This window comes from Neoalteromonas flava (genome assembly GCF_002807685.1).
Taxonomy (GTDB): domain Bacteria; phylum Pseudomonadota; class Gammaproteobacteria; order Enterobacterales; family Alteromonadaceae; genus Alteromonas_E; species Alteromonas_E flava.
Map to the genome: position 1 here is coordinate 116,882 of NZ_PEAX01000003.1, position 17,075 is coordinate 133,956.

Sequence of the window (17,075 nt, forward strand, 5' to 3'; positions counted from 1 at the left end):
AGTAACTTTAATGGTAGTAAAAGTGGCTTTTTTGACCCGAAACACATTAAACTAGACGATGATCATAGAAGCTTTTGCTCGCTGATATTAACGCCATAAAAAGAATAAGGAATGCAATGAATTTAAGCCGCAAAATAATGATGAGTGTAGCACTCGCCATCGTTTTTACTGTGGTTAGCGAAGCTTCTGCGCAATCCTCGAATCTACAAATCAAAGGTCCTAGAGATAGTCAGAATCAATTTTCTGGCGCGATCTACGGTCCTATCGACGCTTCTGATACCTTATGGCGTATCGCCTCACGCTACCGACAGAACCGTGATCTTTCGGTTTATCAAGTGATGATAGCCATTTATGAGCTAAATCCTGATGCTTTTGAACAAGGCAATATTAACTATTTAGTTGATGGTGCCGTACTCAATCTACCATCCGAACGCTACATTGCTCGTATCGACGCTGACGATGCTCGAAAACGCACAGAAGCCTTCAATCAAGCTGCTGGTTCTTCATCATCTGCAGCAAACGAGCCGACCAATATTAAACCGCCAGGTGATTTAGTAAAAAAGGCGGATCTCGATGAGAAGACCAGTCAAATAGAGCAAAAATTATCGCGTATCGACCAACAACAGATTGAACAGTTCGATTTGTTACGGCAACAATTTGCCGCATCTATCGATAATGTGCAGGCGCTAATTGACGAAAACCGTAAAGTTTTTGAACGACTTGATGCAGTTAATGAAGATATTAATGATTTGCGGAGTAAAGTCGACGAGCAAGTTCAACCACAGATCGATCAACAAGTTGCCTTGTTGCAACAAACACTGGATCTCATCAACCAGCGCGAGGCGCGTGAAAAAGCCGAACAAGAATCTTCCTTAGCTAACCTATTGAGTAGCCCTGCCGCGATTATCGGTGGGTCATCATTGTTAACGCTGTTACTGCTCGGCGGGCTTGTGATGTGGTTGGTTAAGCGTAAAAAAAACGCTGATGCACCGCCTGTACTGACCGAAAGTCAGGTTGCACCTGCAACTCAAACCGCGGCTACGCAAGCGCCAATGGACGATCTTAGCGACGCATTAATGGATGATTTAGCTGCGCCTGATGCGGATGACGATTTATTTAACGATGATGAATTACTCGATGATGTCTTGTCGGAAGAACTAGAAGAATCTTTGGACGATGCTGTTGAAAGCGAGTTAGAGAGTTACGCCGATCTGAGCGATGAAATGTTGGTGCCGGATCTGGATGATGACGATGATTCTTTGTTCGAGGATGATGACGAGCTTTTACAAGAATTAGATGCCACCGATGATGACGCTCTAGAAGGGATTGATTTGTCTGATGATGAAGATATTGATTTATCAGACGCGTTAGAGGATGACATTGATGACGCTCTGGCTTCAGAGCTTGAAGACGCTGGTGAATTAGACGGCGACTCTCTTGACGAGTTATTTGAAGAAGATGAGCTTAGTGAAATAGATTCAGACATTGCTGCAGAACTAGCCGCTGATGATATCGAAGCGGCTATGGACGAGCAGTTGGATGAGGAGTTAGCCGAAAGCGAAGACATCAATTCTTTACTCGACGAAGAGGCAGAACAAAGTTTCTCTCCTGTAGAAGCCGAAGAAGAAAAACCAGAGATAAGCATCGACGAACTACTTGAGGAGCCAGAGAAGAAATCAGAGGTTCCTGCAAATATTGATGTCGATGTAGCTACTGGGGTATCTAGCCAAATGCTGGAACAGCTTGGCGACGAGGTTGCTGCACAGAATGAGGCGCTAGACAGAGTCACCGATGAAATACTTAGTGAGCTAGACCAAATCGAAATGATGCAAGGCTTCGTGGATGAAGATGATGACGAAGAAGACTTGCTAATCGATGATCCAGAGCCAGCTGATCCAGTGCAGGCGCAACACGATATTCAAACATTAGATGAGTTCGCCGCTGATTTAGACGACATCGATGTTGATGACGTTACTGAATTGGACGATCCATTATCAGATGAACTTCTTGCGGAGCTTGAAGCTGAGACAGCCGATGATGAAGAGTTTGATGTAAGCACAGCAGAAAATTCAGACGATGAAGAAGTCGTAGACGACCCGTTGACCGATGAGTTGTTGGCCGAGCTTGAAGCTGAGACAGCCGATGATGAAGAGTTTGATGTAAGCACGGCAGAAAATTCAGATGATGAAGAAGTCGTAGACGACCCGTTGACCGATGAGTTGTTGGCCGAGCTTGAAGCTGAGACAGCCGATGATGAAGAACTCGAAGTAAATGCAGCAGATGATTTAGGCGACGAAGAAGCCGTAGACGACCCGTTGACCGATGAGTTGTTGGCGGAACTTGAAGCTGAGACAGCCGATAATGAAGAACTCGAAGTAAATGCAGCAGATGATTTAGATGACGAAGAAGCCGTAGACGATCCGTTGACCGATGAGTTGTTGGCCGAACTTGAAGCGGAAACTGCAGGCGATGAAGAGCTCGATGCAAGCGCGACTGACGATTCAACTGACGAAGCCTTAGATGACGAAGAGGACGCTCTGACCGATGAGTTACTCGCCGAACTTGAAGCTGAAACAGAGGAAGATTCTGAAGACTCCCTTAATGACGGGCTTTCCGATGAGTTGTTAGCCGAATTCGAGGCGGACGAGGAGTCGTCGCTAGAGCCTGAATTCACCCCAGACACTGAAGAGGCGTACTTAGCCTCAGAGCAAGACGGTATCAGTGATGAAGAAACAGAAGCTGCAACCGAAGAACTCCTCGATGTGTTTGATACTGATAGTTCGGTTGATGAGCCAGAGCTTGAGATTGATGAGGCGCCTGATGAGGACAATTTTGAGTTAGATGATATTCCAAGCCTAGGTGACGAGGCTTCGACTTCCTCAAATGAATTTGATGATGCTTTATTAGCTGAAGAGTTTGATGAATTCTCCCTTGATGATGCGGAAGAAGAAACAACGCAAAGCACTGAGCCTGATTTTGCTTTAGCCGATGGCGATGACGAGCTTGACGATATGCCGGGCCTTGGCGACTGGCTTAACGAAGACAAGGATCAAGACAGCCTCGTACTTGAAGAGATAGAAGGTGCTGACTTTGATGAGTTACTCGAAAGTATTGACTCTGAAGTAGAGGGTAAACCTGAACTTAAGTTGGATAACCCTGATCTTGATTTGGATGCGCTATTTACTGAGCCAGAACCACCGACAGAATCAGAAGATTTTGTTGATGTTGATACATTGCTAGCAGAAAGTGAAAGTGACGATGGTAGTAATGTGGATGATGCTGAACTCAATTTAAATGTTGACCTTGAAGGTTATACCGGTATTAGCAATGATGATTTTAACGTCGATGTTGACGATGGCGGCGCGCAAGCAGCTAATCTTGATTTGGCCATTGCATATATCGAAATGGATGACAGCGATGCGGCTAAAGAGTTGTTGTTGCAAGTTATTGAGCAAGGCTCAGATGAACAACAGAAAGAAGCGAAAGAACTGTTAGAAAATCTTAGCTAACTGGTTGTTAGGGGCATTTCAGTTACGCTACACTTGCGCCCACGAAAGATCATACAAAGGCAAACCCCACGTTGCGAGTTGTTCTCGGAATTGAATATGACGGTGCCACTTTTTCAGGTTGGCAGCGGCAAAATCATGTGGCTTCTGTGCAGAAGAGCATTGAAGACGCGTTAGCCAAAATTGCAAATACCCCCGTCACTATTCATTGTGCTGGTCGCACTGACGCTGGAGTGCATGCAACTGGACAGGTTGTGCATTTTGATTCTCCGGTAGTACGCCCTGAGCGAGCCTGGACTATGGGCGTTAATACCCATTTACCAGATACCGTTGCGGTGACATGGTCGCGGGAAGTCGATGCCGAGTTTCATGCGCGTTATTCTGCGACAGCGCGGCGCTATCGTTACATCATTTACAACGCTAAGTTGCGTCCAGGTATTCACACCCAAGGTGTTACTCATGAATACCGACCATTGGACGCAGAAAAAATGCATCGTGCAGCTCAGTGTTTAATTGGAGAAAACGATTTCAGTGCATTTCGCGCTGCGCATTGTCAATCGACCTCACCATTTAGAAACTTAACGGCAATTTCAGTGCGACGACAAGGACATTACGTCATCGTTGATGTTGAGGGGAACGCGTTTTTACATCATATGGTACGAAATATAACTGGTTCGTTGTTAAATGTGGGAAGTGGTGAACAACCTACCGAATGGATCAAAGAATTGCTCGACAGTAAAGATAGAACCAAGGCTGGGGCGACAGCTAAGCCCAACGGGCTGTATTTAGTTCGCGTAAGTTATCCGGATAAATTTGGCTTGCCTGTACGACCACCAGGCCCTTTGTTTTTGCCAGATTAAGTCAAACCTCACGGCAAAGTATGCAGTAACGATTTTTTACTCTGTGGCGAGGTATGCTTGCACTTAAACAATAATCAACTTCTTAGACCAGTTTTGTTTTTAACCCAGCCCTTAACTATGCTCTAATACCGCCTTATTGTTGTGGTTACGACAGGAATGATCAGATTATGAGTTGGATAGAAAAAATCCTTCCCAGAACGCAAACGTCTACTAAAGGAAATGTTCCAGAGGGCGTTTGGACAAAATGCGGTGAATGTAGTGCCGTATTGTATAAGTCAGAATTAGAAAAGCAGCTAGAGGTGTGTCCAAAATGCGATCACCACATGCGCATCAAAGCACGTAAGCGCATCGATAGCCTGCTGGACGCAACGGAACGTACCGAACTTGCCGCAAATTTAGAGCCGCAAGATGTTTTGAAGTTTAAGGACTCAAAACGTTATAAGGAGCGAATTGCCGCGGCGCAGAAAGCGACCAACGAGAAAGATGCCTTGGTTGTTATGCGAGGCAAGCTGAAAGGCATGCCTGTTGTTGTAGCATGCTTTGAATTTAGTTTTATGGGCGGTTCGATGGCTTCTGTCGTTGGCGCGCGTTTTGTGGCAGCTGTCAACGAATGCCTAGAGCATAATATGCCGCTCGTTTGTTTTTCTGCAAGTGGTGGTGCGCGGATGCAAGAAGCGTTGTTTTCACTGATGCAAATGGCTAAGACGAGTGCAGCACTGGCGAAAATGAGTGAGAAAGGTTTACCGTTCATTTCGGTGTTAACCGATCCAACCATGGGCGGCGTTTCCGCTAGTCTGGCTATGCTTGGCGATATCAATATTGCTGAGCCCAAAGCGTTGATCGGCTTTGCAGGACCGCGAGTCATCGAGCAAACCGTGCGTGAAACTTTACCGCCCGGGTTCCAGCGCAGCGAGTTCCTATTGGAAAAAGGTGCGATTGATATGATTGTTGACCGCAGAGAAATGCGCGATACACTGCATGCCATTCTACGGAAACTGCATCGACATTAATTCATGAAGACAACTGCTAATGATCGGGTGACTGCTAAAACTACGTGGTCACTCGACCAATGGCTACATTACCTGCTTGCGATCCATCCAAGTGAAATTGACATGGGCTTGGATCGCGTCTCTCGCGTTTATCAGCGCCTTGGAATTCAATTCAAACGTACTACAGTTATCACTGTTGCAGGCACTAATGGCAAAGGCTCAACATGTCGATTTATTGAGTTAGCTCTGCAAAGCTTGGGGCGCAGTGTAGTGGTATATAGCTCACCACACATCAGTGATTATCGAGAGCGAGTTAGGATCAATAATGCACTGCCAGAGGCTCAAGCGTTTTGTGATGCGTTTCTGCACATAGAGCGAATGCGCGGTGCTGATTCACTGACTTATTTTGAATTTGGCACATTAGCAGCCTTGTTATTAGCCTATCAAAAAGCACCTGATTATTTAATTTTAGAAGTCGGTTTAGGCGGGCGTTTAGATGCCACCAACATTGTTGATGCTGATCTGGCAATTGTGTCTAGTATTGATCTTGACCACCAAGAGTATCTGGGTACGACCCGCGAATCAGTTGCGTTTGAAAAAGCGGGGATATTTCGCCCTGATATTCCCATTGTGATCGGTGAGCGCGATACGCCGCATACAATGTTAGATCAGGCGCACCGATTAACTCAGAAGTTTTTGCGTAAAGGCATTGATTTCGATAGTAAAGTCAACGGTGAGGGTGATTGGGATTGGTCCTGTGGTGGGCAATCGGTCAATGGTTTGCCACCACCGAGACTACTGCGCGACAATATATCAACCGCTCTTGCTGGCTTGCAGGCACTTGGTTTATTGGAGTCGTTAATAACTCAACCGCGTTTATTGCATGACTTGGTTGCAACAGCCACCCTCCCAGGGCGCATGCAGGTATTGCAAAAAGCGCCGCTGTGGATTGCAGATGTTGGTCATAATCCACACGCTGCAAAAGCTATCGCAAGCGAACTAACTCCCCATTTAAGCGGTCAGCTATACATAATCGTTGGCATGATGAAAGACAAGTCGATCGCCGAAACACTGCAACAGTTGCAACCTTTATCGCCAAAGTGGTTGCCAGCTACCTTGCCAGGTGAGCGTGCAGCAAGTGCAGAGACTTTAGCGGGTTTATTAAACCCAGCAGATGTTGTAGGGCATTTCGATAGTGTCGCAAGTGCAGTATCGGCAGTGAATGCTAAAGTGCAACCGCATGATACTGTGTTAGTATTTGGCTCGTTTGTAACAGTTGACCAGTTATTGACACTGAATAGGCGGAATACCCTATAATGTGTCGGCAAAAAGAAAGGAGTTAGGGGTTTGTCCAGCGCATTACAAAATCGCTTAGTTGGCACCATTATTGTCGTTGCACTCGCGGTGATTTTTTTACCCGATATTTTGGATGGTAAGAAAAATCAAGAGACCCCAACGTTTGTTTCAATTCCAGTAGCGCCAGAGCGTAGCGCGCTGGTTAAACCTCAAAATTTCCCCAGTGAAGAAGTTGCCAATGCCGCGGCAAGACCGGTTGAAATTGTGAATGAGCAGCCGGTAGACGAGGAAACAAGTACCTCACAAGCCACGGTTGAAACAAACAGTATTCCAGAGGAAGAAAAACCAACGGGTTCTTCACTAGCCGAGCAAACCGTAGTAGAAAAGCCTGATGTTGATGTTAATGAGGATGCCGGCTGGGTCATTCAACTAGGGAGTTTTCGCCACCAGAAAAATGTGCGTGAATTACTCGATAAGTTGGAGGGGGCTGGGTATCGCACCTTTAGTCGACCGGTCGAAACCAGTGCAGGGCGCCTAACTAAAGTTTTTGTCGGGCCTGATTTACAATACAAAAAGCTAGAAGACGCGCTACCTCACCTTAAAGAGTTGACGGGCCTATCTGGAAAAATCACGGAATTCAGCCAGTCTTTTTAAGTTTACACGAGCGAGTACATTGCGTTAATTTCCTTGTCAGTTTGATTGGTATTCAATCACGCATCTGCTAAAATGCGCGCCATTCCATTCGCGCTGTGCTGATCGGCTATCTATCGAAGATTAATTTGAATGAATTGGTTTGATTTCGCCATTATAGGCATCATTGCTCTGTCGACCATCATTAGTCTGATCCGCGGATTTGTGAAAGAAGCTATCTCACTAGCGGTCTGGTTCTCAGCATTATTTATTGCCAGTCAATTCTACCCTGATATCGCCGTTTATCTTACCCGTATTAGCGACGAACTACTGCGTAACGGTGTGGCGATTGCGATTCTTTTTGTGGCCACGTTAATTGTTGGCGGTTTGGTTAATTATGTTTTTACGCAACTCGTAAAAGCCACTGGTTTAAGTGGGACAGACCGAGCGCTTGGCGCCGTTTTCGGGGCACTGCGCGGCGTTCTGATAATCAGTGCATTATTATTTTTTCTGGACACCTTTACCCCCTCAGCGAATAGCGAATGGTGGCAAACATCTATATTGGTGCCTGAATTTGCAGTCATAATTGAGTGGTTCTTCCAGTATATGAAGGACAGTTCAAGCTTCTTAACTACTTAAGAGATAGGTAATTCACATGTGTGGTATTGTTGGAATTGTTGGTAAATCAGGTGTTGCACAATCGTTGTACGACGGCCTGACAGTCTTACAGCATCGTGGTCAAGATGCTGCAGGGATAATGACTATCGACAACAATATGTTTAACTTACGCAAAGCCAACGGCTTGGTGCGCGACGTTTTTCATACACGTCATATGAAGCGTCTAACAGGCAATATGGGCATTGGGCACTGTCGCTACCCTACGGCAGGCACATCGAGCTCAGCTGAGGCACAACCTTTTTATGTTAATTCGCCGTTTGGTATTGCCTTTGCACACAATGGCAACTTGACCAATGCCGCTGAATTACAACAAGAGGTTTCGCGTATAGCGCGCCGCCATATCAACACCACGTCGGATTCTGAGTTACTGCTCAACATTCTTGCTCACGAATTACAAATTTGCTCTGAACTAACCCTCAATAGTACGGACATATTCAAAGTTGTTAGTAAGGTGCATCGTAAAATTAGAGGCGCGTATGCAGTTGTAGCAGCAATTATTGGACATGGTATTGTCGCCTTTCGGGATCCAAATGGTATCCGTCCGTTAGCGTTAGGTAAGCGTGTAAGTGAATTAGGCGAAGAATATATGGTTGCATCTGAGAGCGTGGCGCTGGATGCAGTTGGCTTTAAGTTTGTGCGTGATGTAGCCCCTGGCGAGGCAGTCTATATCACCGAACAAGGCCAACTATTTACCCAGCAGTGCGCAGAAGAGCCAGTATCAGCACCCTGTATCTTCGAGTTTGTTTATTTTGCCCGTCCGGATTCATTTATCGATGGTATCTCGGTCTATGCATCACGCGTGAACATGGGTAAGAAATTGGGTGAAAAGATCAAGCGCGAGTGGGCTGATTTAGACATTGATGTCGTCATTCCTATTCCAGAAACCTCAATGGATGTAGCGCTACAAATCGCCAATACCTTGGACTTACCGTATCGTCAGGGTTTTGTTAAAAACCGCTATATTGGACGTACGTTTATCATGCCTGGCCAAACCATGCGGAAAAAGTCAGTGCGGCGTAAATTGAATGCAATTTCGTCTGAATTTAAAGATAAGAATGTTCTTTTGGTGGATGATTCAATTGTGCGCGGTACGACGTCTAGTCAGATTATCGAAATGGCGAGGGAGTCAGGGGCCAAAAAAGTTTACTTTGCCTCTGCTGCACCTGAAATTCGCTTCCCTAACGTGTACGGCATCGACATGCCATCCGCAAATGAACTCGTTGCCTACGGTCGTGAAATTGATCAGATCAGTGATTTGATCCAAGCCGATGGTTTGATATTCCAGGATCTGGGTGACTTGGTAGACGCTGTGCGCGAAGAGAACGACAGCATCAGTCGCTTTGAAACCTCAGTATTCGATGGTAATTACATCACAGGTGATGTGGATCAGAAGTATTTAGAGAGTATCGACGCCGCGCGCGGGGAAAACACCAAAAAGGCGCCAACGATGCAGGCTGAGCTGAGTAATCTTGATGTGCACAATATGTAATATTCAATAAACACAGATCAACATAAGCATCATTTTATTGTGCACATAAAAAAAGCCAGCGTGAACGCTGGCTTTTGACCTTCAACAGGCCGACAAGACATTCGCCTAGTGGACATACACCGGGCCAACGCCTGCACTCCATAAAATCACTGTTGTCACCATCAGGATAACCAATAAAACCAAGCCGCAAGTAACAACAGAACTTGAATAAATAAAACCTTTTTCTTCTGGTATGTGCATCATAATTGGAACACCTGAATACAGAAGATAGACCGAATAGGATAATCCTACAAGTCCAACGGCCATAACAAACCAAAGTACCGGATATAGAGCCGCAAAGCCAACCATAAAGAGTGGTGTCGCTGTGTATGCAGCGAGCTCGAGTGACTGCGTATACGTAGGATTGGAGTCAAATGCCTTGGCTAATTCATGAGCCAATATAGCGAGAGCTACTACGCCGGCGACTAAACCGAAGTACATGGCAATGCTCATCAACATAGCGCTTTGCTGGGTTAGTTTTATCACGTCACCAACACCGATACTCCAACCGATATGTGCTGCTGAGTAATAGCCTACGAGTGCGGGAATAAGAGCAATGATACATATGTGACTTAGCGCATAGAAGTAACTTTCATGGCGCTCATCTATCGTATGCCATTCTTCTTTAGGGTGCGCGTATATCCCCCATAGGTGATTCAAAATCATCAGCATGTCTCCTTAAGACAAGTAAGCATCTTATGCATTTATAATTATTTGATTGAATAAACTACGATGTAAATACTGATAACAAATATTAACAAGGTGTTAACAAACAGTTTGCTTGATGCTTAAAAAATCGTCAAGCGTTGCTTGGATTTATTTACGGAATGCCGCGGCCTGATCTTATTCAGGCCGGTGATTATTATAGGGCTCGGCAGGCAGCTGGGTTTATTGCTTTGTCTCAAGCAGGATTTTGGCCGCTGGTTTAGCGGAGCGGTCGACATAAAATAACCCCCAATGTTTTTCCGCACCAGCAGGATTGGCAGGGTTACCTTTCCATGGTTCATCAAAGGCTTCGAAAAACAAGACTGTGATATTAGTCGCTTGTGACCACGCTAGAACCTCTTTGAGGTAACGAATTTGATTCTGATTGTTGGCTTGCTCGGGAAATTCAGTTGCGGTGGTCGCCCAGCCAGCCTCTAATATGGCAATTGGGATATCAGGGAGGGCATTGCGCACATCAAGAATATTTTGCTGGGTGTAAGATAACCCCTCTGCAATAGGCTTATTTTCCCATACCGGATACGTATGCACACCGAGAAAGTCAACATGTTTAGCGAGTTCGGCACCAGATTTTATCCACCACTCATAGTTGTCGGCGACTGTAACCGGTTGTTCAATAGCACTTTTGACCTGTTGCACGTAAGCGATCACATTTTCTACGGAGACCATATGATCATTCCATTCTACGAGTGCCTCGTTGCCAACATTGACCGCTATTACGATGTCTTTATAGGTATTGGCTAAGGTTATTCCGCGTTCAATCTCTGTTAAATTGCGCTGCACATTTTGAGCTAGTTTGAACTCTGGAATAGGTTCATCCAGCCAGGGGCATCCTTCGTGATTACTAATTTCGGCGTCGAGCCAAATACCCTGGAGAACGGTTATAGGTAGGGCATGTTGGCGAATTAATTCGAGTGTCATTCGACTATTTTCACCGGCATCATATAAGCGAATAAGCTTTACGCCATGGTCAACTAAGATATGTAGATCTTCTAATATTTCATCTGCAGATGGGTTGTTTGCGCCTGTTCCTCGATCAGGGTGTTGTCCCAATCGGTAACCTGAGTATGCTAATCCAAAATGTTGCCCATCAAGCAGGGCGGAAGAGGGTTGTATCAGCAAAGGTTCTACCTTTGCACTGGTTTGAAAGGTGACAAAAAAACAGATTGAAAGAATGCTTAGTGATCGTGTAAACCAGCGCAGCGCCATATGAGTTTCCTATAGGTATTAATAGTAATATCCCAAATTAGGCTGACTTGCCAATGGTTACCAGTGTTTTGCGCTGAATTGGACTACTGGGCTGGCTAGTGTGGGTCGTTTATGCTCCCGCTTGTAAATACGATTTGATCACTTCGCGGTAGTTGCGACTCACTTTGATTTTATGGTGTTCTCCTAAGATTAAAAAGAACTCGCCTTTGGTATGTGGAATGACTTTTTCGATAAAGTTTAAATTGACAATGGTTGAGCGATGCACCCGTTTGAAAATAGAGGAATCGAGCTCTCCGAGCAGCTCTTTCAAGGTACTTCTCTTAATATGGGTCTCTCCATTTGCATGCACACAAACGTAATCACCAGCTGCTTCCAACCACGCAATATCCGGTTGCTCGAGAAGGGTGATCTCCTCACGATCTTTAATAATAATCTTGCGCGGTTGACTAGATAGTTCTTCATGTTGGCTTTCATGCGCACTCATTGTATTCATCGCATTGATAATGCCCGACTTGAAATCCCGTGATTCGTCCGAGCTCAAGCGTTCACGCGCTCGCTCGATTGCGCGGTCGATGCGCTCTTGGTCGATAGGCTTCAAGATGTAATCAACGGCATGTAAATCAAAGGCATTGATTGCGTATTGCTCAAATGCTGTGGTGAACACGATCAATGGCATTGCGTCAGCTTGAATTTGTTTGACCACATCCAACCCGTCAATGCCTGGCATTTGGATATCTAAGAACATAATATCAGCGGACTCGGATAGGGCAGCATCCAATGCTTCGCGACCATTCTTACATTGCGCCACGATTTCAATGTGCGGATTTTTCTGTAATTTAGACTTCAATAAACCCAGTGCAAGGGGTTCGTCGTCAACAATAATGGTGCGCAATACCGTCATTAATTATCGTCTCTTGTTGCGTTCGTTGTTACCGGCTCATAGGGTATCTTGATATCCGTTTGTAAACCACCGTTAGCCGCACTTGTGATAGTAAATGAATAGTTAGATTGGTAGAGCAGCTTAAGGCGCTCGTCTGTGTTTTTCAATCCAACCCCTCGACCGGTGACACTTTCAAGCTTACTTTTACCTATTTTTACGCCCGGTCCGGTATCACTGATTGTGATTGATAATTGGTTATCTTCAACTTTGGCAATGACGCAAATGGTGCCGCCATTTTCACATTTAGCGATAGCGTGCTTCATTGAATTTTCAATGATAGGTTGCAACAACAGACTGGGAACTAACCCAGTTTTCGCCTCATCGGCAATATCAAACTGCAAGTTGAGACGATCTTCAAAGCGGATTTTTTCTATTTTTAAATACAAGTTAAGTGCGGCGATTTCACTGTCTAAACTGATTTTTGCATTGGGAATATTGTCCAGCGAATGGCGTAAAAACTGGCTTAGGTTAACCGTCATAATTTGTGCTTTTTCGCTATCTTCAACTTCAATTAACGCATTGATGGCATTAAGTGTATTACATAAGAAGTGCGGGTTAAGCTGATAGCGTAGCATTTTTACTTGCGCATCTTTTGCTGCTGCTTGGGCCTGCATTCTTTTCAGCTGTTGCGTTCGCGCTTCAGCTTCTGCTCGCAGCATTATTCTATGCTCATGTTGGAGGAGCTCGTAATATTTCACTCCGTAAAACAGTGCTGCCCAACTGATATATACAAAGATACTGCTAAAGAACCAGCCACCGAAGTCATCCCAAATATGTTCTTCACCGGTCATATATTGAAACATTGCCATGCGCAGTACCGTCCACAGCAGTGAAACCAGCACGACTAAAGAAAAGCTAATAATCGATTTAGTAACGGTCGAGCGTTGCCAGACACGCAAAATGCCTTTTTCAATTAATACTGAGAAAAACATCCCCAAGGCAGATTGGGTCAAGATTGGCGCCACGTAGTTCCAAGATAATTGGTTATACCAAAGCGTTAGAGTGAAAAAAGAAACAATGACAAGAAAACCCCAAAAGCCCAATTGCCAATACAAAAATGACGTATCTGGAGGGTCGTAAAACACATCGGGTTCTTGATCTAACGAACTAATTAGCGACATATTTTATTATGAGTTGATGAATGAATATTTAGTATTGCACACAAACCAGTACTGAGCGAGTCTCTATTGGGGTGGGTAAAAAAGAAGGTAAGCGATTGAAAAATCAATCGCTTACCTTAGTTTTAAAGTGCGAGTAAATAGGTTTTGGGCAGGCGCAGCAGAATACCGCGAACATAACCATTGCGTTTAAAAATAGCCTCGCTTAACGTGCTATCAAGGTGTGGCTTAGTCAGAGTCAGGGTAGGTGCATCATTACAAGTAATCTCAATGCAAGGCTCCTCTTCGTCCGAGAGTTCATAAACGATAGGCACTTGGCACCAAGTGTATGCGAGCGACTGCGGTGCTAGCTGAATGGTTTGCCACGCATTGTCTACGTCTAAATAGCGAAATGCTTGACTCTGGTTTATAAATTCTTGTTCGCGCAACATGAATGGCGAGAAATGAATACAACCATCTTCAACAAATCCACCTAGTTCAACTAAACGGGTGAGCAGTTCTTCTTTTACTTGCCCCGTCATACCGGGCTGTTGCGCTCCAGCATGTTTCGGGGTATGTGAATAGGGATCTGCTGGGAAAGCGCCGTATTCCGTAGGCGACTTGTTAAAGCCAATCCCCTCTCTAACACGATAATAGTGCGCGATTAACGCTTGTGTGACGTCTGCGTTTGGAGAATGTCGGTAACTTTCAACCGCCACTTCCTGTACGGCTAACAGTAGTTTGGAAACCATATGCCAATAAATACAGCCTAGCCCTTCAAAACCAAACATACCGCCTGAACGTCCCGTGAACTCGCTATGTTTGAACACAGTTTCATAGGTTGCCAGCACATCTGCGAGGGCCGACTGTTCAGCGGCTGCTGGATAGTCAGCTTGGATTGCCGCCCATTTATCCTTTATGACGTTGGCATTGGCCAGTGCGCTGTTGAACCGATATTGGCCTTTCTGATCTTGTTCAACTAGGCGTCTATCGTTATTGGCTAGCATGGCCACAAGTAAGGGGTTGGATTGTACGCGTTCAGCAGGAACAACGTTTTTTTGCAGGAACGTTTGCTGCGCGCGATCGGGGTACAACATAAAGGTTTTCTGATCATCCCGATACATTTCAGAAGCAAATAAGTTATCTAACGTGCACTTCGCCTGTTCGGCGGATAATGCTCCTGAACTCAGCGCGGCAACCTGACCTTCAAGCATGTCATACAGGTAGTCAACCTGTAGCGATTGCTTGTCGATGGTTAATATGTTGTATGCATGGTACAGCCCAGACGGCTTTTCGTTGGCAGCTATACTGTGCTGTATCAAGCGCTTTGCCTGAGCGAGCATGGCCAACATGCTCTGCGTATCTATGCTTGTTTGGGCAAATTCACCTGTATGCGAATACATCGCTGTACGGTAGGTTTCCGCAGCGCGCCCGAGTTTGGATAATATGGCAAATTGGTAGTCTGACGACACTGTATCTTGATTGAGCGACTCAGCTGCTTCGTGCAATATTATCGAGGTTTGTGACAACCACTGCGCAACTTCTGCAGTGATTGAGAATTCACCTTCCGTACAGGCTTCTAGTGTGGCTTGTAAGAACGCAATGTAGCGATTCATGTAATACAAGGTCACCATGGATAAACCTTGACCCACTAAGGCGTTATTCGCATCATTCCATTCAGGTCGCTGGGTATTGAGCCAAATGCCGCCATCAACAACCAAATTACTGAGCTTGGTTAACAGTGGCACCAGCAGCTTTTCCATAAGGTTGACCTGATACACTTCACCTCGCTGATTTAATACCAACTTTCCATCCGCACCCATGGTGGCAACGCGTTGCTCAATGAGGTGAGCGAGTTCTTCATCGTATAAAACTGTCGCTTTAGGGTTGTCCACCAAGTCATCAAAACCCTTGATCCGATAAGGAACATTGGCATAACTGAAGTGACGCTTTTGCAATAACGATAAAAGGGTACTTGGATGAAACTTATGTGATGTTTCTAACAGTTTTTGCAAGTAAATAATTTGGTGGTCGCCCCAGTAACCGATATAACTCCAAGGATCGTCTGGTTCTTCAACCTCCCAATCAATACCTTGCTTAGTTATGCGGTATGGGTTGTAGCCATCAACGGTAGATGCATTAACAAATTTGGCGATGACCGATTCAGTAAATTCTGGATAACTAAGGCTTAAGGCCTCCCAGTTTTGGAAAATATCGCGCCAATTGCCTTGATAGCTAAGCAAGGGATCACCATGCTCGTCTTTCAACTCTATGGCAAATTGATTCCAAGGGCGACTCGGATCACCGTGGCGACGACCAAAGGTTATGGGTAAATACTCGCTGACCAGTCGAGACAGCTGCGGATCATCGATTTCTGCCACCCACTTTTTGAGCATATCCAGACTAAATTCTGCAGGCAGCTTCTCAAGGGCGTTTTTAACCCGTGCGTAGCAAGGCTTATTAAAATGCTTAACAGTCTTGATTAAGTCAGCACGGGTAATTGTGTATTGGTCAGCAAATATGCCACCGCGCAACACATTGAACAGTGTGTTTGCGTAGTGGTGCAGAGCAACGACAGGTTCGCCGGTAAGTTGAAAGCCATCGGCTGCCGCCATTATTCGCGCAAGGGCATCGTTACCCTGTGAGTATGACGCATCCAAGATTTGATCGAGCGGAACATCAGTGCTGAGTTGGTTGATTAGCTCACTCACTTGCGCTTGCGTTTGTTCAACATTGACGGTTATACGCCAGTTTACTGATTGATTAGCAGGCAGAGAACAAGCGTTATGCAGAAGATAGTCGCCGCGCACACCGCGGCTGTAATCTGTCGCCTGAAGCGAGTGGCCTTGCTTAAATGCAGACATACACCGATTTGATAAAAAGACCGATGAATTTGCCAACCCTGTGCTAAAAACAGTAGTAGCTCGCAATGATTCGGCTGGTTCAGCGCGGTCGGTTATGGCTGAATATAAGGTGTATAGTGCTAATGACGTCTCGGGTACGCGTTCTGTCCATTTGTAAGCATCAACGAGGTTACTGGACTGAGTTTGGGTAAAACGGGGTGTACCTGCGGGCAAGATGTTCTGTAGACCATCGATAAACTCGATATTTTGCTGCTTGTCAGATTGATTGAACAGTGAGCAACAGCGACTAAAACCGAATTCATCTGAAAACTTCCAGGTGTAATGAAATTGTAGTTCTAAGTCGTGATTAATTTCTTCAAAGCGCAGCACATTGCCCAACTCGCTTTTGTAAATATTTCGCGTGATCGCATAGCGGTCATTATGCTCAGTATTAAACGGTTCCCAGAACTTTATTTGTGCATCACTCGTTGTGACTTTAACAATAGTCTTCGGGCCTGTATGCGGCGCACTTTCATAGATTTTATCAACGGTGACGTAAGGGAATACCGCATATTCAGGCGATATGCGGCCCATGGTGAGACCACCGGTAGAAGCAGCAAATAACCAATGATTGCTGTCTGATACTACGCTAATAAAAAACGGAGCCATGGCATCTACATGACTAATTTTATAGAAAGATTGCTCATCTATCTGAGTTAGTTCACCTTTACATTCGGTGCTTAGTTGTACTGTGTTTTGCATAGGATTAGAAACAC

At 45.3% G+C, this 17,075-nt stretch carries 12 protein-coding genes; 7 read left to right on the top strand and 5 right to left on the bottom strand.

The features are described from left to right. The first annotated feature begins 116 nt into the window (after nucleotides 1-116). The 7 genes from CSH92_RS06630 (at nucleotide 117) to purF (ending at nucleotide 9,448) form a co-directional block, all read left to right on the top strand. Nucleotides 117-3,509, top strand: a complete 3,393-nt coding sequence (locus CSH92_RS06630) for a FimV/HubP family polar landmark protein (RefSeq protein WP_100656850.1) — start codon at nucleotides 117-119, stop codon at nucleotides 3,507-3,509. 71 nt (nucleotides 3,510-3,580) lie between these two features. Continuing rightward, nucleotides 3,581-4,366, top strand: a complete 786-nt coding sequence (gene truA, locus CSH92_RS06635) for a tRNA pseudouridine(38-40) synthase TruA (RefSeq protein ID WP_100656851.1) — start codon at nucleotides 3,581-3,583, stop codon at nucleotides 4,364-4,366. 167 nt (nucleotides 4,367-4,533) lie between these two features. Continuing rightward, a complete protein-coding gene (accD, locus tag CSH92_RS06640) occupies nucleotides 4,534-5,376 on the top strand; it encodes an acetyl-CoA carboxylase, carboxyltransferase subunit beta (protein WP_100656852.1) in 843 nt (280 codons plus the stop codon). A gap of 3 nt (nucleotides 5,377-5,379) precedes the next feature. Continuing rightward, entirely contained in the window at nucleotides 5,380-6,672 is a 1,293-nt protein-coding gene (gene folC / locus CSH92_RS06645) for a bifunctional tetrahydrofolate synthase/dihydrofolate synthase (RefSeq protein WP_100656853.1), read from the top strand. 30 nt (nucleotides 6,673-6,702) lie between these two features. Further along, a complete protein-coding gene (locus CSH92_RS06650) occupies nucleotides 6,703-7,305 on the top strand; it encodes an SPOR domain-containing protein (protein ID WP_100656854.1) in 603 nt (200 codons plus the stop codon). Between the two features lie 129 nt (nucleotides 7,306-7,434). Further along, entirely contained in the window at nucleotides 7,435-7,920 is a 486-nt protein-coding gene (locus tag CSH92_RS06655) for a CvpA family protein (RefSeq protein ID WP_100656855.1), read from the top strand. Between the two features lie 16 nt (nucleotides 7,921-7,936). Continuing rightward, the gene (gene purF, locus CSH92_RS06660; protein WP_100656856.1) at nucleotides 7,937-9,448 is read left to right on the top strand and encodes an amidophosphoribosyltransferase; all 1,512 of its coding nucleotides are present in this window, start codon (nucleotides 7,937-7,939) and stop codon (nucleotides 9,446-9,448) included. Between the two features lie 105 nt (nucleotides 9,449-9,553). On the opposite strand, the gene CSH92_RS06665 is transcribed toward purF, so the two are convergent. The 5 genes from CSH92_RS06665 to CSH92_RS06685 form a co-directional block, all read right to left on the bottom strand. Next, on the bottom strand, nucleotides 9,554-10,153 hold the full coding sequence (locus CSH92_RS06665) for a Yip1 family protein (protein ID WP_100656857.1): 600 nt from the start codon (nucleotides 10,151-10,153) through the stop codon (nucleotides 9,554-9,556). 222 nt (nucleotides 10,154-10,375) lie between these two features. Beyond that, the gene (locus CSH92_RS06670) at nucleotides 10,376-11,332 is read right to left on the bottom strand and encodes a glycosyl hydrolase family 17 protein (protein WP_164084675.1); all 957 of its coding nucleotides are present in this window, start codon (nucleotides 11,330-11,332) and stop codon (nucleotides 10,376-10,378) included. 196 nt (nucleotides 11,333-11,528) lie between these two features. Continuing rightward, complete coding sequence (locus CSH92_RS06675) at nucleotides 11,529-12,320, bottom strand: LytR/AlgR family response regulator transcription factor (RefSeq protein ID WP_100656859.1); 792 nt, start codon at nucleotides 12,318-12,320, stop codon at nucleotides 11,529-11,531. Continuing rightward, complete coding sequence (locus CSH92_RS06680; protein WP_100656860.1) at nucleotides 12,320-13,480, bottom strand: sensor histidine kinase; 1,161 nt, start codon at nucleotides 13,478-13,480, stop codon at nucleotides 12,320-12,322. Before CSH92_RS06680 ends, CSH92_RS06675 begins: the two co-directional genes overlap by 1 nt. Nucleotides 13,481-13,602: 122 nt before the next feature. Then, nucleotides 13,603-17,061: a hypothetical protein gene (locus tag CSH92_RS06685; protein WP_100656861.1), complete on the bottom strand. Its 3,459-nt coding sequence runs from the start codon at nucleotides 17,059-17,061 to the stop codon at nucleotides 13,603-13,605. Nucleotides 17,062-17,075: the final 14 nt, after the last annotated feature.